21 protein-coding genes and 4 tRNA genes are annotated in these 24,712 nt (G+C 44.5%); 18 read left to right on the plus strand and 7 right to left on the minus strand.

The window, feature by feature from the left end:
* Positions 1-109: 109 nt before the first annotated feature.
* The 11 genes from BSR11_RS00990 (at position 110) to lipA (ending at position 10,013) form a co-directional block, all read left to right on the plus strand.
* Positions 110-703, plus strand: a complete 594-nt coding sequence (locus tag BSR11_RS00990) for an LPS-assembly lipoprotein LptE (RefSeq protein WP_072668647.1) — start codon at positions 110-112, stop codon at positions 701-703.
* An 8-nt stretch (positions 704-711) separates the two neighbouring features.
* Positions 712-1,737 (plus strand): DNA polymerase III subunit delta, encoded by a 1,026-nt coding sequence (holA, locus tag BSR11_RS00995; RefSeq protein WP_072668648.1) that lies wholly within the window; start codon positions 712-714, stop codon positions 1,735-1,737.
* A 46-nt stretch (positions 1,738-1,783) separates the two neighbouring features.
* Positions 1,784-2,143 (plus strand): ribosome silencing factor, encoded by a 360-nt coding sequence (gene rsfS / locus BSR11_RS01000; RefSeq protein WP_072668649.1) that lies wholly within the window; start codon positions 1,784-1,786, stop codon positions 2,141-2,143.
* Between the two features lie 2 nt (positions 2,144-2,145).
* On the plus strand, positions 2,146-2,616 hold the full coding sequence (gene rlmH, locus BSR11_RS01005; protein ID WP_072668650.1) for a 23S rRNA (pseudouridine(1915)-N(3))-methyltransferase RlmH: 471 nt from the start codon (positions 2,146-2,148) through the stop codon (positions 2,614-2,616).
* Between the two features lie 6 nt (positions 2,617-2,622).
* Positions 2,623-4,506: a penicillin-binding protein 2 gene (gene mrdA / locus BSR11_RS01010; RefSeq protein ID WP_072668651.1), complete on the plus strand. Its 1,884-nt coding sequence runs from the start codon at positions 2,623-2,625 to the stop codon at positions 4,504-4,506.
* Positions 4,506-5,627: a rod shape-determining protein RodA gene (gene rodA, locus BSR11_RS01015; protein ID WP_072668652.1), complete on the plus strand. Its 1,122-nt coding sequence runs from the start codon at positions 4,506-4,508 to the stop codon at positions 5,625-5,627. Before mrdA ends, rodA begins: the two co-directional genes overlap by 1 nt.
* A 5-nt stretch (positions 5,628-5,632) precedes the next feature.
* A complete protein-coding gene (locus BSR11_RS01020; RefSeq protein ID WP_072668653.1) occupies positions 5,633-6,430 on the plus strand; it encodes a septal ring lytic transglycosylase RlpA family protein in 798 nt (265 codons plus the stop codon).
* A gap of 127 nt (positions 6,431-6,557) precedes the next feature.
* The gene (locus BSR11_RS01025) at positions 6,558-7,733 is read left to right on the plus strand and encodes a serine hydrolase (RefSeq protein WP_072668654.1); all 1,176 of its coding nucleotides are present in this window, start codon (positions 6,558-6,560) and stop codon (positions 7,731-7,733) included.
* Between the two features lie 172 nt (positions 7,734-7,905).
* Positions 7,906-8,184 (plus strand): DUF493 family protein YbeD, encoded by a 279-nt coding sequence (gene ybeD, locus BSR11_RS01030; RefSeq protein WP_072668655.1) that lies wholly within the window; start codon positions 7,906-7,908, stop codon positions 8,182-8,184.
* A 204-nt stretch (positions 8,185-8,388) separates the two neighbouring features.
* Positions 8,389-9,051, plus strand: a complete 663-nt coding sequence (lipB, locus tag BSR11_RS01035) for a lipoyl(octanoyl) transferase LipB (protein WP_072668656.1) — start codon at positions 8,389-8,391, stop codon at positions 9,049-9,051.
* Positions 9,048-10,013 (plus strand): lipoyl synthase, encoded by a 966-nt coding sequence (gene lipA, locus BSR11_RS01040; RefSeq protein WP_072668657.1) that lies wholly within the window; start codon positions 9,048-9,050, stop codon positions 10,011-10,013. Before lipB ends, lipA begins: the two co-directional genes overlap by 4 nt.
* A 116-nt stretch (positions 10,014-10,129) precedes the next feature.
* On the opposite strand, the gene glyA is transcribed toward lipA, so the two are convergent.
* A complete protein-coding gene (glyA, locus tag BSR11_RS01045) occupies positions 10,130-11,380 on the minus strand; it encodes a serine hydroxymethyltransferase (RefSeq protein ID WP_072668658.1) in 1,251 nt (416 codons plus the stop codon).
* A 377-nt stretch (positions 11,381-11,757) separates the two neighbouring features.
* On the opposite strand from glyA, the gene BSR11_RS01050 reads away from it, so the two are divergent.
* The gene (locus BSR11_RS01050) at positions 11,758-12,360 is read left to right on the plus strand and encodes a YitT family protein (RefSeq protein WP_072668659.1); all 603 of its coding nucleotides are present in this window, start codon (positions 11,758-11,760) and stop codon (positions 12,358-12,360) included.
* An 89-nt stretch (positions 12,361-12,449) separates the two neighbouring features.
* Here BSR11_RS01050 and vexH read toward each other — a convergent pair whose 3' ends face one another.
* Together vexH and BSR11_RS01060 are read right to left on the minus strand one after the other, a co-directional pair.
* Complete coding sequence (gene vexH / locus BSR11_RS01055) at positions 12,450-15,560, minus strand: vibriobactin export RND transporter permease subunit VexH (RefSeq protein ID WP_072668660.1); 3,111 nt, start codon at positions 15,558-15,560, stop codon at positions 12,450-12,452.
* On the minus strand, positions 15,560-16,606 hold the full coding sequence (locus BSR11_RS01060) for an efflux RND transporter periplasmic adaptor subunit (protein ID WP_072668661.1): 1,047 nt from the start codon (positions 16,604-16,606) through the stop codon (positions 15,560-15,562). Before BSR11_RS01060 ends, vexH begins: the two co-directional genes overlap by 1 nt.
* A 332-nt stretch (positions 16,607-16,938) precedes the next feature.
* Here BSR11_RS01060 and BSR11_RS01065 point away from each other — a divergent pair.
* From BSR11_RS01065 to BSR11_RS01080, 4 genes are all read left to right on the plus strand, one after another.
* Positions 16,939-17,023: transfer RNA gene (locus BSR11_RS01065), tRNA-Tyr, on the plus strand.
* A gap of 90 nt (positions 17,024-17,113) precedes the next feature.
* Positions 17,114-17,198, plus strand: a tRNA-Tyr gene (locus tag BSR11_RS01070).
* A gap of 91 nt (positions 17,199-17,289) precedes the next feature.
* Positions 17,290-17,374 (plus strand) — tRNA-Tyr (locus tag BSR11_RS01075).
* Positions 17,375-17,464: 90 nt separating this feature from the next.
* Positions 17,465-17,549 (plus strand) — tRNA-Tyr (locus BSR11_RS01080).
* Between the two features lie 143 nt (positions 17,550-17,692).
* Here the strand turns inward: BSR11_RS01080 and treC are convergent.
* The 4 genes from treC to gmhB form a co-directional block, all read right to left on the minus strand.
* Positions 17,693-19,384, minus strand: a complete 1,692-nt coding sequence (treC, locus tag BSR11_RS01085; RefSeq protein WP_072668662.1) for an alpha,alpha-phosphotrehalase — start codon at positions 19,382-19,384, stop codon at positions 17,693-17,695.
* 61 nt (positions 19,385-19,445) lie between these two features.
* Positions 19,446-20,870, minus strand: a complete 1,425-nt coding sequence (gene treB / locus BSR11_RS01090) for a PTS trehalose transporter subunit IIBC (RefSeq protein ID WP_072668663.1) — start codon at positions 20,868-20,870, stop codon at positions 19,446-19,448.
* Positions 20,871-21,212: 342 nt separating this feature from the next.
* Positions 21,213-22,166 (minus strand): trehalose operon repressor TreR, encoded by a 954-nt coding sequence (gene treR, locus BSR11_RS01095; protein WP_072668664.1) that lies wholly within the window; start codon positions 22,164-22,166, stop codon positions 21,213-21,215.
* Positions 22,166-22,738, minus strand: a complete 573-nt coding sequence (gene gmhB, locus BSR11_RS01100; RefSeq protein WP_072668665.1) for a D-glycero-beta-D-manno-heptose 1,7-bisphosphate 7-phosphatase — start codon at positions 22,736-22,738, stop codon at positions 22,166-22,168. Before gmhB ends, treR begins: the two co-directional genes overlap by 1 nt.
* A 265-nt stretch (positions 22,739-23,003) precedes the next feature.
* On the opposite strand from gmhB, the gene metN reads away from it, so the two are divergent.
* Positions 23,004-24,038, plus strand: a complete 1,035-nt coding sequence (metN, locus tag BSR11_RS01105; protein WP_072668666.1) for a methionine ABC transporter ATP-binding protein MetN — start codon at positions 23,004-23,006, stop codon at positions 24,036-24,038.
* Entirely contained in the window at positions 24,028-24,705 is a 678-nt protein-coding gene (locus BSR11_RS01110; RefSeq protein WP_072668667.1) for a methionine ABC transporter permease, read from the plus strand. Before metN ends, BSR11_RS01110 begins: the two co-directional genes overlap by 11 nt.
* The last annotated feature ends 7 nt before the right edge of the window (positions 24,706-24,712 follow it).

Consider the following 24,712-nt stretch of genomic DNA (forward strand, 5'->3'; position numbering starts at 1 on the left):
TGCCTTCGTTATCAGCAAGTAAACAGGGCTTGTGCCCTGTTTACTTATCTCAGTTTATCGAACGAGGTAAGCTAAGATAAGTAAACTCACTGACGAGAACTAATACCCCATGCGTTTTATATTGCCTGTAACAACTCGACCTTGGTTGATTCTTTTGTTGATCACTTCAACATTTCTTGCTGGCTGCGGCTTCCATCTACGTGGAGACTACGACATTCCAGAAGAGTTGAGTATGATGTCTCTGACCAGTAACGATCAATACAGCACCTTAACACGGCTGGTCAAAGGTCAACTGCGCATGAACGAGATCCAACTCGTTGAACCTGCAAGCAATGTAGCTAATTTGCATCTCAATGGGGAAAGCCTGAGTGAACGAACCTTGTCGCTGTATCAAAACACTCGCGCTGCCGAAAAAGAACTGACGTTTAACACTTCTTATCGCGTCACCATACCAGACGTTGGGACTAAGACATTTTCTACCAGCGTAACCCGAAGTTACTTGGATAACCCACTGACTGCATTAGCAAAATCAGCTGAACGAGAAATGATTGTCGACGAAATGCGTAAACTGGCCGCCAGTCAAATTATTCGCCAAATGGCTCGCCTAAAGGCCAGCATTCCTAATGGCAGTTTTGAAGAGACTGACTCTAACGTCCAAACTCAATCTGAGCTTGATAACTCAAATACCATTAATATGTTATAGGGTTAACCATGCGATTGTACGCCGATAAACTCAGCGAAACCCTCAACCGCTCGCTCTCTTCTATCTATTTAATCTTGGGTAATGAACCTTTATTGATTCAAGAATCACGTTTAGCGATTGAACGCAAAGCGCGAGAGCAAGGATTTACTGAGAAATACCGTTTTAATGCCGATGCTTCTCTTAATTGGGACGAGGTGTATGATTGTTGCCAATCAATGAGTCTCTTTTCTCAACGCCAGATCGTTGAAATAGAAGTCGCTGATAGTGGCTTTAACGCAGCATTAGGTAAAGAACTCGCCAGCTTAACCAGTACTCTAAGTCCTGATGTGTTATTGGTGATCATCGGTGGCAAACTGGCTAAAGCACAAGAAAATACGGCTTGGTTTAAAGCATTAAGCGCACAAGCTTGTTGGGTTAACTGTTTGACTCCCGAACTTTCTCGTTTACCTCAGTTCGTTGCAGCGCGCTGCCGAGCTCTAGGTTTAAAACCGGATAATGAAGCGATTCAAATGCTCGCTCAATGGCACGAAGGCAATTTACTGGCTTTGGTACAAAGTCTCGAAAAATTAGTACTTCTTTATCCTGATGGGCAATTAACATTATTACGTTTAGAAGAGTCACTCAGTCGCCACAACCAGTTTACCGCTTTCCACTGGATCGATGCCTTACTCGAAGGTAAGGCCAATCGAGCGCAACGCATTTTACGCCAACTGGCTGCCGAAGAGACTGAAGTGATTATCTTAATCCGTACAGTACAAAAAGAACTGTTTCAATTGTTACAGATGCGGCAGGCATTAGAAACACAAGCGATAGGTACTGTCTTTAACCAACATCGGATTTGGCAAACCAAACGACCACTTTATTCTGCCGCTCTACAGCGATTATCCGTGCCGCAACTGCGACATCTGTTGCAACTGCTTGCTCAGTGTGAATTATTGGCTAAAACTCAATATGTTCAACCCATTTGGCCATTGATGCAGCAACTGAGCTTGCAATGTTGTTTACCGCAAGCAAACGTCGCTTTACCGACTTAAAAGCGTGTTATACTACGGCGCTTTTTTAGAAGCAGAATAACCCTTGATGACCATCATCAACGAACCATACTATGAGGATTCACCATTGCAACAGCAACAACAACTTACCCATTTCCTTGCTGATAAAGCCGATGACATGAAAGCCGTTAATATCGTTACCCTTGATGTCCAAGGCAAATCGAGTGTGACTGACTACATGGTGATTTGTACTGGCACATCAAAACGCCATGTGGCTTCGATTACTGATCACATTGCCAGTGAAGTCAAAAAAATCGGCCTAGAACCTCTCGGTATGGATGGCGAGAAAGAAGGCGAATGGGTCGTGTTAGATATGGGTTCGACCATGCTCCATGTCATGCAAGAAGAGCATCGCGCTTTATATCAATTAGAAAAGCTCTGGGGCTAAGTGTGAAAATTCAACTGATCGCCGTCGGCACTAAAATGCCGAAATGGGTTGAAGAAGGCTTTCAAGAGTACCGTCGACGCTTTCCTCATGATTTACCATTGGAATTAGTCGAAATAACGGCGGGTAAACGTGGAAAGAATGCTGACATTGCACGTATTTTACAAAAAGAAGGCGAAGCCATGCTCGCCGCCGTGCCCAAGGGAAATCGAATTATTACGCTCGATATCCCCGGAAAACCTTGGAATACTGAGCAGTTGGCAGAGCAATTAGAAAGTTGGAAACTCGATGCACGAGATGTGTCTATTTTAATTGGTGGACCAGAAGGGCTAGCACCAAGCTGCAAAGCGGCCGCCGAACAAAGCTGGTCATTATCACCGTTAACTCTGCCTCATCCACTGGTGCGTGTGGTTATGGCCGAAAGTCTCTATCGAGCATGGAGTATCACGGCCAATCATCCTTACCATCGAGAGTAATGAACGATGCTGCGTAAGCGAAGTCCAATCAGAGATTACCAAGCGGAAGCCCGACTGTTTCGTCGTCGAGCTATCGTGGCCTTCATGGGAATTATCGTGGCGATGGGTGTGCTGATCACCAACCTCTATCATATTCAGGTGAAACAGTACCAAGATTATAAAACTCGCTCCAACGACAATCGCATTAAAATTGTCCCGATTGCCCCCAACCGTGGATTAATTTACGATCGCAATGGTCATTTACTGGCGGAAAATCGCCCTGTGTTTAACTTGGAAATTATTCCTGAACAAGTAAACAATATGGACGAGACTATCGCTCGTCTGCAGCAAATTTTAACCATTCCAGAAGAACGAATTGCGGCGTTCGAAAGAGATCGCCGCCAAACTCGACGCTTCAATGCCATTCCTTTACTCACACAACTCAGTCATGAAGACGTGGCAAAGTTTTCCGTGCATCAGCATAACTTCCCTGGAGTCTCCGTTAGCGCAAATTTAAAGCGTTTTTATCCTTATGGAGAAGTCTTAACTCATGTAATTGGGTACGTATCACGAATTAACGATCGAGACGTAGAACGACTACAACGTGAAGGTAAAGCCGCTAATTATCAAGCAACACGGGATATTGGTAAGTTAGGTATTGAGCGTTACTACGAAGATCTGTTACACGGCACTGCCGGCTATCAAGAAGTTGAAGTCAATAGCCGTGGACGTATTATCCGGACGTTGAAATACGTGCCGCCTTCTCCCGGTAAAGATATTGTTCTCAATTTGGATATTGATTTACAGCTTTATATCCATCAATTACTTGACGGTCGCCGCGGCTCGGCGATTGTCTTAGATCCAGAAGATAACGGCATACTAGCGATGGTTTCAAGCCCAAGTTATGATCCGAATCCTTTTGTGCATGGCATTTCGTCAACCGAATACAATAAGTTACTGAATGACATCAACCGTCCTTTAGTTAACCGAGCGACCTTGGGGATTTATCCACCAGCCTCAACCGTAAAACCATTTATTGCTCCAGCTGCATTGCATGACGGCATCATTACACCAAGAACGACACGTAACGATCATGGTTCCTGGCAAATCCCTAATTCCGATACGCGTCCCTTTCGAGATTGGCTACGCTGGGGACATGGCCGGGTTGATATTTTAAAAGCGATTGAAGAATCGGTGGATACCTTTTTCTACCAAATTGCGTACGACATGGGAATTGATAACCTATCGACCTGGATGATGCGCTTTGGATTTGGTGATTTAACGGGTATTGATATCTTCGAAGAAAGTCGAGCCAATATGCCCACTCGCGAATGGAAAATGGCTCGTCATCGAACCCCTTGGTATAAAGGTGACACCATCCCAGTCGGGATCGGTCAAGGTTATTGGACCGCAACACCAATGCAATTGGCGAAAGCCACTTCGGTGGTTGCAAATAAAGGTAAAGTGATTGCTCCGCATTTACTGCGCTCTACGATTAAAAATGGTCAGCCCTTTTCGACTCAAAAAGAGACCGAGTATGTCACCTATCCTCCTATTGATGAGATCGATGACAAATATTGGGACATTGCAATACAAGGAATGTATCTGGTTAACCATGGCAGTCGAGGCACCGCACGACGCGCCTTTCAAGGCTTAAAGTACAAAAGTGCCGGTAAATCAGGAACCGCGCAAGTCTTTGGTCTGGCTGAAGGTCAAGAGTATAACGCTGACGAACTGGCCGAGCATTTACGAAATCATGCTCTCTATGTCGGTTTTGCACCGATAGATCATCCGAAACTGATCGTCAGCTTGGTGCTCGAGAACGCAGGCGGTGGTTCAGGTACTGCCGCCCCCGTTGTTAGACGAATTTTTGATCATGTAATCTTGGGACCACAAGAGGATAAACCATAATGAAGATGGATCCCGCAACCGGACAAAACCGGGCTTTCTTTGAACGTTTACATATTGATCTCCCTCTATTACTTGCCTTATTAGTGGTTATGGGATTTGGTTTGGTGGTGATGTACAGTGCTGGTGGACAAAGTTTAGCGATGATGGAGCGCCAAGCCATGCGCATGGCCATGGCGCTGTTAGTCATGGTTGGCTTGGCACAGCTGTCGCCACGCAGTTATGAACGATTGGCGCCGCTGCTGTTTTTTTGTGGCGTGATATTACTACTAGGCGTACTCTTTTTTGGAGAATCGTCCAAAGGGGCACAACGTTGGCTTAACCTTGGTTTTATCCGCTTCCAGCCCTCTGAACTACTGAAACTGGCTGTACCACTAATGGTGGCACGATATATTGGTCAACGACCTATTCCAGCAGATTTAATGACCCTAGCCGTCGCATTAATGATGGTCTTTTTCCCAGCAATATTGATCGCCAAACAGCCTGACTTAGGGACCGCCATTTTGATTGCAGCTTCCGGTATTTTTGTTATTTTCTTAGCCGGTATTAGCTGGAAAATCATCTCGGCAGCCGTGATCGCCGTTGGCGCATTTGTCCCTGTCATGTGGTTTTTCTTTATGCGCGAATATCAAAAAACTCGCGTACGTACCCTTTTTGATCCAGAATCCGATCCACTGGGAGCGGGGTATCACATTATTCAAAGTAAAATCGCAATTGGTTCGGGAGGCTTATCTGGTAAAGGGTGGTTACATGGCACCCAGTCTAACTTAGAGTTTTTACCCGAAAGGCACACTGACTTTATCTTTGCCGTCATTGCTGAAGAGTGGGGGTTAATTGGCGTGCTTGCTCTGCTCGCGGTGTATTTATTTATCATTGGCCGAGGGCTATACCTTGCCGGTAGTGCTCAAACCGCTTTTGGCCGAATGATGGCAGGGAGTATTGTTTTAAGTTTCTTTGTCTATGTCTTTGTTAATATCGGCATGGTAAGTGGCATTTTACCCGTTGTCGGTGTCCCCTTACCCCTCATCAGTTATGGCGGCACATCGATGGTGACACTGATGGCCGGATTTGGCATTTTGATGTCGATTCACACTCATCGTAAAGCGTTTTCTAAGGCGAATTGAACCGTATGAAATCCTCTCACTATTCATTACTCTTAAGCTTACTTTGTAGCGCTTTACTCATCGGTTGCAGCAGTAAACCGACAGGGCGCTATACTTTGTTTGATGATGTAGCGCCTAACACGCCAATTTCTGTCGAACATATTGAAGATGCCTACCCGCAATACGAACCCTATAGCCTAGGGGGAAATAGAGACTACACACTGCGTGGCCAGAGTTACCAGATCATTCGTAACCCCAAAGGGTTCACTGAGCGTGGTCAAGCATCTTGGTATGGGAAAAAATTTCATGGTCATCTAACGTCTAATGGCGAAATTTATGACATGTATTCGATGACAGCTGCACATAAAACGCTGCCCCTGCCAAGTTATGTCAAAGTCACCAATTTGGATAATGGCCGAGAAGCCATTGTTAGAGTCAATGATCGAGGGCCGTTTCATGAAGGACGGATTATTGATTTAAGCTACGCCGCCGCGTATAAGTTAGGTGTCATACAGACGGGAACAGCCAATGTTGATATCGCGGTCATCACCGTAGAAAGAAACAACAGTCGCCCGCTAAAGACACCCTTTGCTCAGTATGTTATTCAAGTTGCTGCCTCCCAGCATCAACAGCGAGTAGAACAGTTATCCGCCGAGATGAGTGACCAACTAACGGTCCCAAGTTTTGTCGAGAGTAACCATCAACAGCATCGGTTATTTCTAGGGCCATTTACTGACTATGCCCTGACGCAAGAAATACTTGAACGTGTAAAATCGCTCGGTTACGACACCGCTTTTGTGAGAAAAAACCACGCAAAACCGTAACGTCGATGCAAAGCAGATCGGCCTTCTCCTTTATCCGCTCAACGATGCCGGGAGGAATGGGCGGTCTGATTTGCAAGGTCGTTTCTGTTAAGCTATTCGATAACTAACCAATAGTTTTAATATTATTATGAAAAAAATCTCTCTATCTTCTGTTTTAGCGACATCTTTTGCGCTATCTGCTACGTTTTCAGCATCCTCTTTTGCTGCACCGACCGTCATTCCAGATGCTCCACAAATTGCCGCCAAAGGCTATGTGTTGATGGACTACCATTCGGGGAAAATCCTCGCTGAGAAAGAGATGAACACAAAGCTTTCTCCAGCCAGTCTCACCAAGATGATGACCAGCTATGTTATCGGCCAAGAGCTTAACCGTGGCAATATTTCTCTCGATGACGATGTGGTGATCAGCGAAAATGCGTGGGCGAAAAACTACCCCGATTCATCCAAAATGTTTATCGAGGTAGGAACCTCGGTTAAAGTCCGAGATCTGAATAAAGGGATTATTATTCAATCAGGTAACGATGCTTGTGTTGCGATGGCAGAACATGTCGCTGGTTCAGAAGATGCTTTTGTCGATCTCATGAATGCTTGGGCCAGTTCACTGAACATGACCAACACACATTTTGCCAACGTGCATGGACTCGATCATCCTGAACTCTACTCTACGCCTTATGACATGGCCTTATTAGGTCAAGCATTAATCCGAGATGTGCCAGATGAATACGCTCTCTACGCCGAGCAAAAGTACACCTACAACGGCATAACCCAATACAATCGTAACGGATTACTTTGGGATAAAAGTATGAACGTCGATGGTATTAAAACTGGCCATACGACTAATGCAGGATACAGTTTGGTCAGCTCAGCGACCGAAGGCAATATGCGCTTAATTGCCGTCGTGATGGGCACTAAAGATATTAATTCTCGTAAAACGGAAAGTAAAAAGCTGCTTAGTTATGGGTTCCGCTTTTTTGAAACAGTTGCTCCACACAAAGCAGGCGAAACCTTTGTTAACGAAACGATTTGGATGGGCGACAAACCAACCGTTGCGCTCGGCGTAAAACAAGATACTTACGTTACGCTGCCCCGTGGCCAAACCAAAGATCTGACGGCTAGCTTTGTCTTAGAAAAAGAGCTCAAAGCACCGATTAATAAAGGGGATGTCGTGGGTACTCTCTATTACCAAGTACAAGGTAATGAAGTTGCTCAATATCCTCTGATGGCATTAGAAGACGTCAAAGAAGGCGGGCTATTAAGTCGTCTATGGGATTACTTAGTGCTCCTGTTTAAAAGCCTATTCTAATTGATAATCGATAAAGAGGGGGAGCTTTCCCCCTTTAATGGCTAGTAACAATATTGGCTACGTTTGCTCGCTGAGAGAAACTCATGCTCACCTCAGTCTATCGTCAACTTGAGATATCTTTAAATTGACGGTACTATCCGCCACCGCTTAAGCAAATCTTGGAGCTTTCATTATGATGACCATTAACTCTGATGCAAAATTAAAAGATCTTTTAGAGTTTCCTTGTTCTTTTACTTACAAAGTTATGGGCCATGCGAAACCTGAGTTACCAGAACTTGTGTTAGAAGTGATTCAGCGCCATGCTCCTGGTGACTATAGTCCACGAGTTAAACCAAGTGGCAAAGGCAACTACCATTCAGTTTCTGTGACCATCACGGCGACGTCGATTGAGCAAGTAGAAACACTGTATAAAGAACTAGGCGATATCGAGATCGTTCGTATGGTTCTGTAACATTAAGTTGCAGCGAAATATCAAAAAAATTTTAATTGTTATACATTATTTTTAAAGCAGCATTACGCTGCTTTTTTTTATTTTTCATTACCTTAAATTACTCATAGAAAAAATGAGGTTAAAAAAATCCCCGAGATGAGTAGTTCAAAACGCCTAAGATGTTTATAATCAAAAAACTTTATATATCACTGGTGGACAACGACAATGGATAATCCGCTTGTTATCAGGCGACTGGGTAGACAAGATTATTTGCCTGTTTGGCAAGCCATGCATCAGTTTACCGATCAACGTGATGAACAAACGGCCGATGAAATATGGCTTGTTGAACACCATCCCGTTTTTACCCAAGGTCAAACAGGCAAAGCTGAGCATCTTCTCAATCCAGGAAATATCCCGATCGTACAGAGTGATCGTGGAGGTCAAGTGACTTACCATGGCCCAGGTCAATTAGTTGCTTATGTATTGATTAATTTAAGACGCAAAAAACTCGGCGTTCGAGAATTAGTCACACGTATTGAACAACTCGTGATAGACACCTTAAAAACCTACCATATTGATTCTGCCGCTCGCCCAGACGCTCCGGGTGTCTATGTCGATGGAAAGAAAATATGCTCGCTAGGTTTACGTATTCGTAAAGGCTGTTCATTTCACGGTCTTGCCCTTAACGTCAATATGGATCTTTCTCCTTTTCTGCGCATTAACCCTTGTGGCTATCAAGGCATGGAAATGGTACAAGTCTGTGATTTAGGTGGGCCAGACAACTTACCAGAAATTGAACAGCAAATGATCCAAGAGCTTGTCCGTTTATTCGGTTATCAACAAGTCGAATTCAGCACAGAAGCACCTTTTATAGGTAAAATAGCATGAGCAAACCAATTCAAATGGAAAAAGGCGTTAAATATCGTGACGCTGATAAAATGGCACTGATTCCGGTGAAAAACATGCCGGTTGAGCAAAAAGAAGTGCTACGTAAGCCATCGTGGATGAAGATTAAACTCCCTGCCGATAGCCAGCGTATACAAGAAATTAAAGCCGCGATGCGTAAAAATAATCTTCACTCTGTCTGTGAAGAAGCGTCTTGCCCCAACTTGGCGGAGTGCTTTAATCATGGCACCGCTACGTTTATGATCCTTGGTGCTATTTGTACTCGACGCTGCCCATTTTGTGATGTAGCCCATGGACGTCCAAATGCCGTTGATGGCGCAGAGCCGAAAAAACTCGCTGAAACCATTCGTGATATGAAGCTCAAGTATGTCGTGATCACTTCGGTCGACCGCGATGACTTACGCGATGGTGGCGCTGAACATTTTGCCAACTGTAATCGTGAAATTCGTGCTTTAAATCCAGGAATTCGAATTGAAACTTTAGTCCCTGACTTTCGAGGCCGGATGGACATTGCGCTAGAAAAACTCAAAGATAATCCGCCAGATGTGCTTAACCATAACCTAGAAACAGCTCCACGCCTGTACCGTAAAGCGCGCCCTGGGGCAAACTATAAATGGTCTTTAGAATTGCTGCGTAAGTTTAAAGAGCAACATCCTGATATCCCAACCAAATCAGGTATCATGATGGGCTTAGGTGAAACCAAAGAAGAGATCATCCAAGTTTTAAAAGATTTACGAGAGCATGGCGTAACAATGCTGACATTAGGTCAGTATTTAGCACCAAGTCGTCACCATCTACCGGTTGAGCGCTACGTGCCACCTGAAGAGTTTGATGAGCTAAAAGAGATCGCTCTTGAGCTTGGCTTTACCCATGCTGCCTGTGGACCTTTTGTCCGCTCATCTTATCATGCGGATTTGCAGGCTAAGGGCTTAGAAGTCAAATAACCCTATCGCGAATCTATACGGTTATCAGCAGTAGAGCCTATCCCTCCGCTGATTAATGATTGCGTTATAAAAAAATGGCCCGCACAGCGGGCCATTTTATCTACTATGACAAAGTATTAAGCGTAAACCGGTAAGCGTTGACAAATCGCTAACACTTTCTGTTTAGTCGCTTCAATAACCGCTTGATCGTTGGCGTTATCTAATACGTCACACATCCAGTTTGCCAAATCTTGTGCATCTTGCTCAGTAAATCCACGACGTGTGATCGCTGGTGTTCCAATACGAATACCCGAGGTTACAAATGGGCTACGAGGATCGTTAGGTACCGAGTTTTTATTCACGGTGATATTCGCTGCACCCAGTGCGGCATCGGCTTCTTTACCAGTAATCCCTTTATCAATCAGATCAACTAAAAACAGGTGATTTTCAGTGCTGTTAGAAACAATCTTGTAACCGCGTTCTTGGAATTGAGCCACCATCGCTTTGGCATTTTTTACCACGCGAGCTTGGTACTCTTTAAACTCAGGCTCCATTGCTTCTTTAAATGCTACCGCTTTCGCCGCAATAACATGCATTAATGGCCCACCTTGGCCACCCGGGAAAACCGCCGAGTTAAGCTTTTTGTACATCTCTTCGCCCGCATTGGACAAAATCAAACCGCCACGAGGGCCAGCTAACGTTTTATGCGTCGTCGTGGTCACCACATGCGCATAAGGGAGCGGAGTTGGATAAACTCCCGCCGCAATCAAACCAGCAACGTGCGCCATATCGACAAAAAAGTAAGCGTCAACTTTATCGGCAATCTCACGCATCCGTTTCCAATCAACGATTTGTGAATAAGCCGAGAAACCACCAATAATCATCTTCGGCTTGTGCTCAAGAGCTAATGCTTCCATCTCTTCGTAATTGATCTTACCGCTTTCATCAATACCGTATGGGATAACATTATAGTGTTTACCCGAAAAGTTAACTGGAGAGCCATGAGTTAAATGACCACCATGAGCGAGACTCATGCCTAATACGGTATCGCCTGGGTTAAGTAACGCCATATAAACGGCACTGTTAGCCTGAGAACCAGAGTGAGGCTGAACGTTAGCGTACTCACAACCAAATAGCTGACAAGCACGGTCAATAGCTAATGCTTCGGCTTTATCAACGTATTCACAACCGCCGTAATAACGTTTACCTGGGTAACCTTCAGCGTATTTGTTGGTGAGCTGAGAGCCTTGTGCTTCCATAACCCGTGGGCTAGTGTAGTTTTCTGAAGCAATAAGCTCGATGTGTTCTTCTTGACGAAGCGTTTCTTCTTGGATTGCTGCGAATAACTCCGCATCGTAATCAGCGATATTCATATCACGCTTAAGCATCTGTATCTCCTGACTCAGATTTATCTGAAATTAGCTATCCCCAAACGACTTAGTATCTTTTGGGCATAAAAACCACACAATGACCCAACGCAAACGTTTTCGTCACCCTAACGGCGCGCATTCTACCTAATTTAACGTGTCTCATAAAGCGTAAATTACATAAAATATCATGCAGTTTTTTCATCATGACTAACGATAATAGTCCGCTGAACGTGAACCTATCGCTTAAGTGTCAATGTTACGCTTTACAGCCTGTAAAACGCTCATGACATAGATCTACCTTAATTTCTGCCTGTATGCTACCGAAAATCGCCACTTTTCATTACTATAGCGCGCAACTATTCCCTCTAATCCGATTGATCTTTTGAGCTGTAGCAATGGATAAACACACCCACAAAGAAGATATAATCGCCATGCTGACTGGAACGTTCTTAGTCGCGCAAGGCGTGTTTTTTCTCCAAGCTGGAGAACTACTGACTGGCGGAACTGCTGGATTAGCACTGCTGATGACCCACTTTTTGCCTTGGTCATTTGGCTGGCTGTATTTTATGGCTAATAGTCCATTTTATTTATTAGCTTGGCGTCGTTTCGGCGGTCGATTTGCTATCAATAGCGCGTTATGCGGGGCATTAGTCTCGATTTTTACTGATCATTTGGCCATGTTCATTACCCTCAGCGAAATAGATCCATTTTATTGCGCACTGGCGGGCGGACTATTAATGGGCCTTGGCATGCTGATTCTTTTTCGTCATCGCGCGAGTTTAGGCGGTTTTAATGTCCTCTGTTTAGCGATACAAGATAGGTATGCAATACCTGCAGGCCATGTACAGATGGTGATCGACGGATTAATACTGAGTGCTTCTTTGTTCTTTATCAGTCCAAGTACGGTGTTGTTGTCTATTTTTGGGGCGATTATCTTGAATCTAGTGCTGAGTATGAATCATAAGCCTACTCGCTATAACGTTACTTATCAGCCTTAAATCTAAGTGCTAGCCATGAAAAACGCCTTAAGCCAATATCGGTTTAAGGCGTTTTTTTATACGCAAATCGAAACAGCGTTCGTCATTGACTAATGGGTCGCGCGTGATTTCACATCATGACTGATCGCTTTATCCAGTTCAGCCGCCACGTGCCCCGGTGAACGCGTCGTTTGTGAAATCAATCGATACATCGCTGGAATAACAAATAATGTCACCAATGACGCAAACGCCATCCCAAAGAAAATCACGGTCCCTACCGAGACTCGACTTTCATAGCCCGCCCCTGTCGATAAAATCAGGGGTATCGCTCCAGCCAATGTGGTGAACGCCGTCATCAGAATCGGCCGTAGACGTCGCGCAGAAGCATCAATAATGGCTTTCTCGAATTCATAACCTCGATCGCGCAACTGGTTGGCAAATTCAACAATCAGAATACCATTTTTCGTCACCATACCGATCAGCATGATCATCCCTATTTGGCTATAAATGTTCATCCCCTGCCCCATGACAAATAGCCCGACAAATCCACCGAACACCCCCATAGGCACAGTAAACATCACCACTAACGGATTAATAAAGCTTTCAAATTGCGCCGCCAAGACCAAATAGGCGACTAGCAAAGCTAATGCAAAGACAATCGCAACGCTGGATTGATTTTCCCGAAAATCTTTTGACTCCCCAGAGTAACTGACGGTGATGTCACTCGGTAATATCTCTTGAGCTGTCTTATCCAAAAAGTCGAGTGCTTGGCCTAAGGTATACCCCTCGGCAAGGTTAGCCGTCATAGTGATCGCTTTTTGCTTATTGTAGCGCGCTAAACGAATCGAGGATGCAACCTCCTCAATATGGGTCAAGGTGTCTAAGGTCACTAGCTCCCCTGATGCTGTTCGCAAATAGATCTGACTCAAATCCGAAGCGTTATTGAAGCGATTTTCGTCACCACGTAAATACACATCGTATTCTTCCCCTCGCTCGACAAAGGTTGTCACCTTTTGTCCACCGAGCATCACTTCTAAGGTATTGGAAATCTCTTGCACACTGATACCGAGTTCAGCGGCACGCTGACGATCAACCGAAACAACCAGTTCTGGCGTTTTCTCTGAATAGTTACTGTCAACACCAGTCATCATCTGTGATTCTGTTGCACGCTGTTTAAGTACTTCAGTCCATTGTTGTAGCTCTTCATAATCGGAGCCGCCAAGAACAAACTGCACCGGTTCACTAGACCCGCCTCGAAACCCCGGCATAAATGGGAACACACGCACATCAGGAATCCCCGCCAACGCTTGTCGTATATGATTCAAGGCTTGTTGAGCGGTGATATCGCGCTCATTCCAATCATCCAGAATCATAATCACAAAACCCGTTTGATCCCCAGCGTTACCACCAAACGCTGGCGACTGGATACTGAAAGACTTTAAAAAACCTTGACCGAGTAATGGCATTAATCGTGACTCGACCAAATCCATATTGGCTGCCATGCGGTTATAACTGGTCGCATCAGCACCACGCACAAAGGCAAAAATCACGCCGCGATCTTCGGAAGGGGTTAACTGAGCGGGAACCTGTTGATTAAGCGCATAGCTGCCCCCGACACAAGCCATAATCACTAACGGTGCGGCCCACTTTATCCGTAAAGCCAATTGTAAAGCACGGCGATAATTAGCTTCTAATCGAGCAAACAATTTATCGACCAAGCGATTAAAACGGTTTGGTTTAACATTGGCGCGTAAAATTTTGCTGCTCAACACTGGCGTCAGGGTTAAAGCAATTAAGGAAGAGAAAATCACGGACATTGCTAGCAGCACCGAAAATTCAGTGAAGAGTAGCCCTACCATGCCATCCATAAACGAGATCGGTAAAAAAACCATCACTAAAACCAGTGTGGTAGCAATCACCGCAAACCCAACTTCCTGCGCCCCTTTATAAGCGGCCAGTAAGGGTTTATCTCCCTGCTCAATATGATGATAGATATTCTCCATCACCACAATGGCATCATCAACGACCAATCCAATAGCTAAAATTAACGCCATTAACGTGATCAAATTAATCGAAAAACCAAAATAATAGGCGGCAATCAGCGAAGATATCAATGAAACTGGTACAGTCACTGCAGGGATTAAAGTAGCACGAGCTTGACCAATAAAAATATACAGTACCAGTACCACCAACCCGCCAGTAATAAACAGCGTGCTATAAACTTCTTCAATCGAACGCTCGATAAACACCGTTGAGTCGTAATCAATCGCTAATCGAGTTCCTTCGGGCAAAAACTGTTGGACACGATCAACCTCTTGATGAATTCGAGCGGCAACTTCCAACGGGTTAGCATCAGATTGAGGAATTATCCCCATGCTGACATTGACCACCCCATCACTTTTAAAGGTCGAGTTTTCATTTTCTGCACCAATAAAGACGTCCGCTACGTCGCGTAAATAGATCGGCGTATTGTCACTGGCTTGTTTAATCACTAGTGACTGAAAATCCTCTTCGCTTTGATAGCTTCTCGCCGTACGTACTGACATGACTGTAGAATCATTACGAACTTGTCCCCCAGGGCTTTCAATGTTTTCTCGCCGCAATGCATTAGTAATATCGGTGGTGGTGATACCGCGTCCGGCCATTTGTTCTGGATTAAGACGAACGTACATGACTTTATATAAGCCGCCAGAAATATCCACCGAGCTAACGCCACTGATCAAGCTAAACCTATCAACTAAAACCCGATCGATATAATCGGTAAGCTGAGTACGATCCATATTGGATGAGCTTAAGTTAATGTATACCGAGGCTTCACCCGAACCATTATTCTTAAACACTTGTGGATCGTCCGCTTGCTCTGGTAGTGATCGTTTTGCTCGCGCAACTGCATCACGAATATCGCTCACGCCTTCATTCAAATCGTAACCAAGCTTAAAGGTGACAGTAATCCGTGACATGCCATTACGAGTAGTTGAACTAATTTCATCTATACCACTGATCCCGGCCAATTGGTCTTCAAGTACTGAAGTGATTTGACTTTCAATAATGGTCGCAGAAGCACCGCTGTATCGCGTCGAAATTGATACGACAGGGCTTTCAATATCCGGCATTTCACGTACAGACAGTTTAGAAAAAGAAACCAAACCAAAAACACACAATAATAAACTTAGTACCACCGCCGCAACGGGGCGTTTTACTGAAATATCTGATAACAACATTATTGTGCGCCTTTCTTAACCGGTTGACCGTCAGCAGTAACTTCCCTCACGCTTAGCCCATCACGCATATTGACAATCCCTTGAACCACAATGCGTTGACCGATCTCTAAGCCTCGTTCAATCACCACTTGATTGTCGATTCGAGTGCCCAATAGCACTTCCGTCCGAGTCACCCGACTATCATCACCAACCACATAAACATAACGTTTGGTGCCTGAATACTCTAAAGCTTGTACTGGAATGATCGGAGCTGAGATAGGCGGAAAGTCGAGTCGAGCAGAGATAAGCATCCCTGGTTTAAGACGTTGCTGAGGATTTTTAAACGCTATCCGTACGCGTAAATTCAATGTTTCAGGATTAATACGCGAATCGATCGCAACGACTGTACCGGTGAAGACTTGATCAGGCCAAGCCGTGGTTTGCGCCGATACGGTCATCCCGCGTGAGAGACTCGATAAATAACGCTCCGGCACATGTAAATCTAAACGCATCACCGATAGGTCATCTAATGTCATGAGCTCATTACCGATACTCACTAATTGACCACGATTAAAATCAATGAAGCCAATGGTGCCATCAAACGGTGCTGTAATACGAAAATCAGCCAACTGAGCTTGCGCAGCAGCCAGCCTTGCTTGAGCAATATCAACACTGGAGCGTTGAGCATCTAACTCCGTTTGAGTAATCGCATTGCGTTGCACCAAACGCTCATATTCCGCGAGTTTACGTTGTTCATCACGCAGATAGGCTTGTGCTTCGCTGACGGCAGCTTGGGCTTTAGCATCGTGTAACGTCATCAGCAATTGATCTTTTTTAACCAACTGATTGCTGTTAACCATGATGCCATCGATTCGTCCGGCCGCCTCGGCCGAAATACTTATCGATTGATCAGCGACTAATTTACCAATCAACGATAAACGTTGAGAAATTTGATGAACTTGTACCGACTCAATCACCACAGGCGTCGCCATGGTGGCAGAAGCCATAGTCGAAAAAGTCGGTAATGAGAGGAATAACAAAGCAACAAGTAACGATATTTTTTTCATGATTAGGTTCAGATAATAAGTCACTGATTCCATTGTAACCGTTTCTAAGAACAATAAACGTCAAGTAACGTAAAGATAGCTTTAAAAAGGTAAGTTAAACCATCTAAATAGCCACTAAGAATAAGGCCGCCAACACTCGCCATTGATGAATGAACGACGATAAACCTTAATATCTATAATGTTCTGCCCAAAAAGCCAGCATTCAATTCAAAATCAGCAAAAAAGGGTTTACAGTAAGGCCGAGTTTGATAATATGCGCTCCGCAGCTGAGCGATGCGTTGGGAAAACGTCACTCTAGCATCGGATTAACCTTTGGTTATCCGTAAAACCCTGGAGGGGTTCCCGAGTGGCCAAAGGGAGCAGACTGTAAATCTGCCGGCTCCGCCTTCGATGGTTCGAATCCGTCCCCCTCCACCATATTCTCTCGTAAGAGAAACCCTTGATTGATGCGTTGGGAAAACGTCAGTTGAGTCACGCGATAACTGATTGGTTATCCGTAAACCCCTTGGAGGGGTTCCCGAGTGGCCAAAGGGAGCAGACTGTAAATCTGCCGGCTCCGCCTTCGATGGTTCGAATCCGTCCCCCTCCACCATATTCTCTCGTAAGAGAAATCCTTGATTGATGCGTTGGGAAAACGTCAGTTGAGTGACGCGATAACTGATTGGTTATCCGTAAAACCCCTTGGAGGGGTTCCCGAGTGGCCAAAGGGAGCAGACTGTAAATCTGCCGGCTCCGCCTTCGATGGTTCGAATCCGTCCCCCTCCACCATATTCTCTCGTAAGAGAAACCCTTGATTGATGCGTTGGGAAAACGTCAGTTGAGTGACGCGATAACTGATTAGTTATCCGTAAACCCCTTGGAGGGGTTCCCGAGTGGCCAAAGGGAGCAGACTGTAAATCTGCCGGCTCCGCCTTCGATGGTTCGAATCCGTCCCCCTCCACCATATTAAAAAGCCTGCTCAGTGAGCAGGCTTTTTTTCATAGTCAATCAATCCGACATCCCCTAACAGATAAACCTTCAAATAATAAAAAAGGCTTCACGTTATTAAACGTAAAGCCAAATATTGAATCTTAACTAGAGACTCAATCAGGATTGTTGCTCTATGAGAATTACTCGCGTTTCGTAGGGACGGAGAACTTGGTGTGCTAACACCGATTGCTGCTCAATACCGGCATAGTTACCTAATAGATAACGAGCCTTATCTAAAGCTAACTTTTCGGGTAACACCCACTCTTCTTCTTGATCATAGTAGTTATTGATACACAACAGGATTTGCTGATCATCTTGACGTTGATAAGCAAAAATTGCCGGATGTGATGGTAAGAGATCTTGATAATCACCACGGGTAATCACCGGTACCGTTTTACGCAATTCAATCAAACGTTGATAAAAGTAGAACACCGAATTTTGGTCGGCTAACGCCTGTTCAGCATTGATCTGTGGATAATTACTCGCCACTTCTAGCCAAGGCTGGCCTTGGCTAAAACCAGCATAAGCTTGGCTATTCCACTGCATTGGCGTGCGAGAATTATCACGAGATTTTTGCGCCAGAATCGCCAACATTTTTTGCTCACTCACCCCTTGCTGATTGACCATAATGTCATACATATTGGTACTTTCCACATCGCGATACTGGTCGATGGAAGTATAACCAGGGTTAGTCATGCCAATCTCTTCCCCTTGATAAATATATGGGGTGCCTTGCATCATATGAATAGACGTGGCCAACATTTTCGCTGATTCAACCCGATATTGCTGATCATTGCCTAAGCGGCTAACCACCCGCGGTTGATCATGGTTACACCAAAATAGTGCTCCCCAACCTTGACCATTTAATCCTGTCTGCCAGTGATTAAAAATTTGCTTCAATTGCACAAAATCAAATGGCGCTTTGGTCCATTTTTCACCGTTAGGGTAATCCGCTTTCAAATGATGGAAGTTAAATACCATTGACAATTCTTTGCCGTCTAACGAAGAGTATTGCTGGCAATGCTCTAACGTCGTTGATGACATTTCACCCACCGTTACGCTGCCATAACGCTGGAATACATCTCGGCTTATCTCTTGCAGATATTCATGAACTCGTGGACCATCGGTATAAAAACGGCGACCATCTCCTTGTTGATCATTAGGAAAATCCTGCTGTTTAGAGATTAAATTAATCACGTCTAACCGAAAGCCATCCACGCCTTTTTCAGCCCAAAATGAAATAATGTCTTTCACTTCTTGACGAACTTTGGGGTTTTCCCAGTTTAAATCGGCCTGCTGCTCAGCAAATAGATGAAGATAATATTGATTGGTCGCTTTATCGAGCGCCCAAGCACTGCCACCAAACTTTGATTGCCAGTTATTAGGGGCCCCTCCCGCAACGGGATCACGCCAAATATAGTAATCACGATAAGGACTGTTTTTATCACCCAAAGCAGACTGGAACCATACATGCTCAGTGGAGGTATGATTTACCACGATATCCATAATAATGCGGATACCACGCTGATGAGCTTGCTGTAGTAACTCATCAAAGTCCGCCATGGTGCCAAAATCGGGGTTAATGGCGTAATAATCGGCAATATCATAACCATTATCGATCATCGGAGATTGATAAACCGGCGTTAACCAGATGGCATCGATACCTAATTTCTGCAAATAATCGAGCTTAGAAATAATACCCGGAATATCGCCAGTGCCTTTATTACCACTATCGCAAAAGCTTTTCGGATAAATTTGATAGATGGTGGCGGTTTTCCACCACTGCGGGTCTTGATTAACGGCAATCATAACTTACTCACTTACCAAAATAGACAAAAGAGTGGCCAATCAGCCACTCTAAAAATACTGATTACGCTTTACTGACTTCTAATTCGCCTTTGGCTAATGCACGCTTGTACATCACTAAGGTTAACGCTGCCGGGACAATGATCGCCACGAGCATCGCGGCTAAGAAAGTCAGCCAATATTGTGGTTGAATGGAGAGAATACCCGGCAAGCCACCAACGCCGATGCCATTAGCCATCACGCCAGCACTACCACAAATTGCCGCGGCTAGTGCACTACCAATCATCGCGCTCAACATTGGGAATTTATACTTAAGGTTAATACCGTACATCGCCGGTTCAGTCACCCCAAGATAGGCGGAAATTGCCGCTGGTACTGAAATATCGCGTTCGCCATGTTTTTTACTGATAATGATGATGCCAACGACAGCAGATGCTTGCGCAATATTAGAAAGAGCAATCAATGGCCAAATCGGTGTGCCACCAAGTTGTTGCATCAGTTGCAAATCAACCGCGTTGGTGGTGTGGTGAATACCGGTGATCACCAGTGGCGCGTATAAGAAACCAAACACCATCGAACCCAACACCGCAAAATCGCCCGTCATCGCTGCTTTCGCTGCAAATGCTACCCCATCACCAATCACTCGGCCAAATGGGCCAATCAATGCATGGGCTAAAATGACTGCCAAAATGATCGATACAAAAGGGACAACGACTAAATAGAGATAAGCAGGGATAATGCGTTTAAGATTAGTTTCAATAAAGGCCAGCACCACCCCAGCAAGAATGGCAGGAATAACCTGTGCTTGATAGCCAACTTTTTCAATCGCAAACCAGCCAAAATCCCAAACTTCTGGTACTTGAGTACCAATCAGATAGGCGTTCATCAATTGTGGAGAAACCAAGGTTACCCCTAGGGTAATCCCCAAAATCGGTGTACCACCGAGTTTTTTCACCGTCGACCAACATACCCCAACCGGTAAGAAGAAGAAGATCGCTTCACCAATTAACCATAAAAAGGCATGGACACTGGCCCAAAACTGACTGATTTCAGTTAATGTTTGGCCATCAAACATTTTGATGTCGCCAATCACATTACGGAAACCTAAAATCAAACCACCGGTGATGATAGCCGGTAGCAGTGGCACAAAAATTTCAGCCAAATGAGAAATACCACGCTCTAACGCATTCATATTTTTACGCGCGGCAAGTTTAGCGTCATCTTTTGACGCTTCTGATTTACCCGTAAGCTGCAATAAGATTTTATAAACCTCATCAACTTCAGTACCAATCACTACTTGAAACTGACCGGCATTAGTAAAACAACCTTTGACCATAGCAATGGTTTCAATCTGTTTACTGTCGGCTTTTTCAGTATCATTTAATACAAAACGTAAGCGAGTTAAGCAATGGCTAACACTGGCAATGTTTTCATTACCACCGATCAGCTCAATAAGACGTACCACGTCTTGTTTGACTATCTTACCCATACCCTTATCCACCCTATTTGGTTTTTACTTATAATAGTTGAACTTGTAATGGGAACAATCCCAAAACCTGATTGAATATTGGCACAATAAATTAAAACATTAAATGGGAACAATCCCATTAATTGAAAGGGATCACAAACAATCGAATCATCAATAGTAAAAGAGACACGCAACGCCTAAAGAATTTGCCGTGGTCGCTAGATTAACGAAGGTGGTCGCGTTAAAAGAAAGTGTGGATAAAACACGTTAACTCTGCCATACAGAGTTAACGACAAATGAAGAATAACCCACTGATAATAATGAAGAGTTTTCAGGACACCTAAAAAACCGACGCTCATAGCGTTATCTGAAATAAGCCGGGGTTTGAGTTAAATGCACCGGTTCTGTTAACTCACCAGATAATTGTTTAATGAGTAGCTCTGCGGCTTGCTTACCAGCCTGACGATAACCCGGATCAACGCTATAGATATTAGGAAATAAAAAAGACAGCAGCTCGTTACCACCGACACCCGTTACAACGATGTCATCACGCTGCTGCTCTTGTAAGCGCTTAATGACGCCTAATGCCAAAGTGTCACTGGCACAGACAATCGCCTCAGTATGGGGAGTTAACACCTTATCAACCAACTGGTAGGCACTTTCATGATGCAGTTCACCGGTTTGGAAAATAGGCTCAATATCGTGCCGCTGACACCAATCAAGATAAGCCTGTAGGCGCATTAAACCCGTGGTTTTATCTCGAGGATTGACCCCTATAAAAGCTATCTGAGTGAGCCCTTTTTGTTGCATATGAGTTAACGCTGCTTCAATTAAAGCTTGATGGTCGTAATTAATCGAAGAAATGGAATCATGATCCATCGCAACCAACACTGCTTTATCTTGCCACTCTGCGAGTGACGCTAAATCGATATCGGTAAAACCAAAGACAATCACACCATCAACATTGCGCTTAGCCAACACTTTCAGATGTTCACGGGTTTTATCGCGGTTGAATTGGCTCTCCATGATCACCACGTCATAACCATGCGCATACAACACCTGTAACATGCTACTGATCGAACGATTTTCTGATGGCGAATCTAAGCGGGAAATAATCACCCCAATCACTTTTTGACTGCCACCACGCATCAACTGGGCGGACTTGGAAGGCACGTAACCGGACTCGGCAATCACTTGCTCAACTCGTTGCCGAGTCTCAGGTTTCACTTTCGGATCATTGGTTAATACCCGAGAGACGGTCGATTTACCGACTCCAGAAAGGCGAGCGATGTCAGTTATGGTCAGTTTTTTAGCCATTAACCTTTTGCCACCGATAATTGAGACGCTAAATAGGCTGGCACATCAGCAATGCTGTTTAGTACAGCATCAGCTAAGGCTTCACCTTGAGGGGTAATAGGTTTACCAGTACGCACTAAAATTTTTTGCCCTACTTCTGCAGCTTGTGCCGCCATCATATCTTCGGCCTTATCACCAATCATCACCGAGTTAGCCATGTCTATTTTTAGAAAATCGCGTGCAGAGATAAACATGCCTGGCTTAGGCTTACGACAATCACACTCTTGACGATACGGCTCAACGCCATGTTCTGGATGATGTGGGCAATAATAGATACCATCTAACTCAACACCATGATCGACAAAATTCCAATCCATCCATTGCGTTAAAGAGAGAAAGCGATCTTCGCTAAATAATCCACGCGCAATACCTGATTGATTAGTCACTAATACCAATAAGTAGCCCATCGCTTTTAATTGCTTTGTCGCTGTAAACACGCCATCAATGAAATGAAAATCGTGCTCATCATGCACATAACCATGATCGGCATTGATCACGCCGTCACGATCCAAAAATACAGCTGGTTTTGCCAAAATCTTGCTCTCTTAGGATGTCTTTGCTAAGAATTATACTTAACTATACTCAAGATGCTACACGCAAACGCATTGCATCGCTGCCACTAGCGTCAGCACTTCACCTATTCCTTCCTTAATGAGTCGTTAGACTGATTACTTTTACTTTATAGCAATTTAGACGTCTAGACGTAAAAATATCTATTGACTTAAAAAGCGAGAACTCATAGCATCAAATCAAAGGACAGTTCAGGTGTATGCGCCTATCTCGATACAGGTTTCGTTTATGATTCAACTTCATCAAGTTAATAAAGTCTTTCATCAGGGTGATAAAGCTATTCACGCTTTGAAGAACATTGATCTAGAGATTAGCCAAGGAACGATTTTTGGTGTCATCGGCGCATCGGGAGCAGGGAAAAGTACCCTCATTCGTTGCGTTAACCTATTAGAAAAACCAACCAGTGGACGTGTGATTGTTGATGGAATTGATTTAACTCAGTTAACGAACCAGCAATTAGGCCAAGCCAGACGCAATATTGGGATGATTTTCCAGCACTTTAATCTGCTTTCATCCCGGACCGTGTTTGATAATATTGCACTACCGTTAGAGCTGGCTAATCATAGCCATGAGCATATTGAGCACAAAGTTAGCGAGCTATTAACCTTGGTCGGTTTAGCGGATAAACGGCATACCTATCCTGCCAATTTAAGTGGCGGCCAGAAACAGCGAGTAGCAATTGCTCGCGCGCTGGCCTGTGAGCCAAAGGTACTGCTATGTGATGAAGCCACCAGTGCTCTTGACCCTGCCACAACTCAGTCAATTTTAGAACTGTTAAAAGAAATTAACCGCAAACTGAATATTACTATTTTACTCATCACCCATGAAATGGATGTAGTAAAAAGCATTTGCCATCAAGTGGCGATCATCGGTGATGGTGAATTGGTGGAAAAAGGCACGGTAGGCGATATTTTTGCTCATCCTAAAACCGAATTAGCGCATCAATTTATTCGCTCAACGTTAGATCTTTCTATTCCTGAAGATTATCAAGCTCGCTTACAACCGACTCGCGTGGCTGGGAGCTATCCGTTAGTGCGCTTGGAATTCACTGGAGCGACTGTTGACGCGCCCTTAATGTCGCAAATCGCCCGTAAATTTAATATTGATGTCAGTATCTTAAGCTCTGATCTCGATTACGCTGGCGGCGTGAAATTTGGCATGATGGTGGCGGAAATTTTCGGTGATGATGACAATGATGCGGCGGCGATAGATTATCTTCGCGACAATAATGTAAAAGTTGAGGTGCTTGGTTATGTCCTTTAATACGATTATCGACTGGATCGCTTTTAATGGTGATTTACTACTCAGCGCCACTTGGCAAACGATTTATATGGTGGCAGTCGCGGGCATTATTGGTTTTGCCATTGGTATCCCACTAGGGGTTATTTTACATACCACCAAACAAGGTGGGTTGCTGGAAAACACCAAGCTCAATCGCGTCCTTGGCGCTATTGTCAATATTGGTCGATCAATTCCATTTTTGGTGTTGATGGTGGCTATCATTCCTATCACCAAAATGCTGGTCGGTACTTTTATTGGTACGACGGCGGCGATTGTCCCTTTAACTATAGGCGCGATTCCTTTTGTTGCCCGTTTAATTGAAGGGGCATTAATTGAAGTACCAAGCGGACTGGTTGAAGCGGCGCAAGCCATGGGCGCAACGCCGTTACAAATCATCACTAAAGTCCTGTTACCAGAGGCGATGCCAACCATTTTAAACTCGGTCACCATCACCTTGGTGACTTTAGTCAGCTACTCAGCCATGGCGGGGACCGTGGGTGGCGGCGGTTTGGGTGATGTGGCGATTCGTTATGGTTTTCATCGCTACGACGTCACCATCATGACCGTCACCGTCATCATGCTCATTATTTTGGTACAAATTATTCAATCGATTGGTGACCACTTAGTGCGCCGCGTTGATCACAGATAATAATGTT

It is taken from the genome of Vibrio injensis (genome assembly GCF_001895205.1).
GTDB lineage: Bacteria > Pseudomonadota > Gammaproteobacteria > Enterobacterales > Vibrionaceae > Vibrio > Vibrio injensis.

What these genes read in the sequence shown, in the direction of transcription:
- BSR11_RS00990 (WP_072668647.1), top strand. Translation starts at nt 110, where the DNA reads ATGCGTTTTATATTGCCTGTAACAACTCGACCTTGGTTGATTCTTTTG.
- treB (WP_072668663.1), bottom strand. Translation starts at nt 20,870, where the DNA reads ATGGGTAAGATAGTCAAACAAGACGTGGTACGTCTTATTGAGCTGATC.
- vexH (WP_072668660.1), bottom strand. Translation starts at nt 15,560, where the DNA reads ATGTTGTTATCAGATATTTCAGTAAAACGCCCCGTTGCGGCGGTGGTA.
- metN (WP_072668666.1), top strand. Translation starts at nt 23,004, where the DNA reads ATGATTCAACTTCATCAAGTTAATAAAGTCTTTCATCAGGGTGATAAA.
- BSR11_RS01020 (WP_072668653.1), top strand. Translation starts at nt 5,633, where the DNA reads ATGAAATCCTCTCACTATTCATTACTCTTAAGCTTACTTTGTAGCGCT.
- BSR11_RS01050 (WP_072668659.1), top strand. Translation starts at nt 11,758, where the DNA reads ATGGATAAACACACCCACAAAGAAGATATAATCGCCATGCTGACTGGA.
- treR (WP_072668664.1), bottom strand. Translation starts at nt 22,166, where the DNA reads ATGGCTAAAAAACTGACCATAACTGACATCGCTCGCCTTTCTGGAGTC.
- mrdA (WP_072668651.1), top strand. Translation starts at nt 2,623, where the DNA reads ATGCTGCGTAAGCGAAGTCCAATCAGAGATTACCAAGCGGAAGCCCGA.
- glyA (WP_072668658.1), bottom strand. Translation starts at nt 11,380, where the DNA reads ATGCTTAAGCGTGATATGAATATCGCTGATTACGATGCGGAGTTATTC.
- lipA (WP_072668657.1), top strand. Translation starts at nt 9,048, where the DNA reads ATGAGCAAACCAATTCAAATGGAAAAAGGCGTTAAATATCGTGACGCT.
- ybeD (WP_072668655.1), top strand. Translation starts at nt 7,906, where the DNA reads ATGATGACCATTAACTCTGATGCAAAATTAAAAGATCTTTTAGAGTTT.
- holA (WP_072668648.1), top strand. Translation starts at nt 712, where the DNA reads ATGCGATTGTACGCCGATAAACTCAGCGAAACCCTCAACCGCTCGCTC.
- treC (WP_072668662.1), bottom strand. Translation starts at nt 19,384, where the DNA reads ATGATTGCCGTTAATCAAGACCCGCAGTGGTGGAAAACCGCCACCATC.
- BSR11_RS01025 (WP_072668654.1), top strand. Translation starts at nt 6,558, where the DNA reads ATGAAAAAAATCTCTCTATCTTCTGTTTTAGCGACATCTTTTGCGCTA.
- rsfS (WP_072668649.1), top strand. Translation starts at nt 1,784, where the DNA reads ATGACCATCATCAACGAACCATACTATGAGGATTCACCATTGCAACAG.
- lipB (WP_072668656.1), top strand. Translation starts at nt 8,389, where the DNA reads ATGGATAATCCGCTTGTTATCAGGCGACTGGGTAGACAAGATTATTTG.
- BSR11_RS01060 (WP_072668661.1), bottom strand. Translation starts at nt 16,606, where the DNA reads ATGAAAAAAATATCGTTACTTGTTGCTTTGTTATTCCTCTCATTACCG.
- rodA (WP_072668652.1), top strand. Translation starts at nt 4,506, where the DNA reads ATGAAGATGGATCCCGCAACCGGACAAAACCGGGCTTTCTTTGAACGT.
- BSR11_RS01110 (WP_072668667.1), top strand. Translation starts at nt 24,028, where the DNA reads ATGTCCTTTAATACGATTATCGACTGGATCGCTTTTAATGGTGATTTA.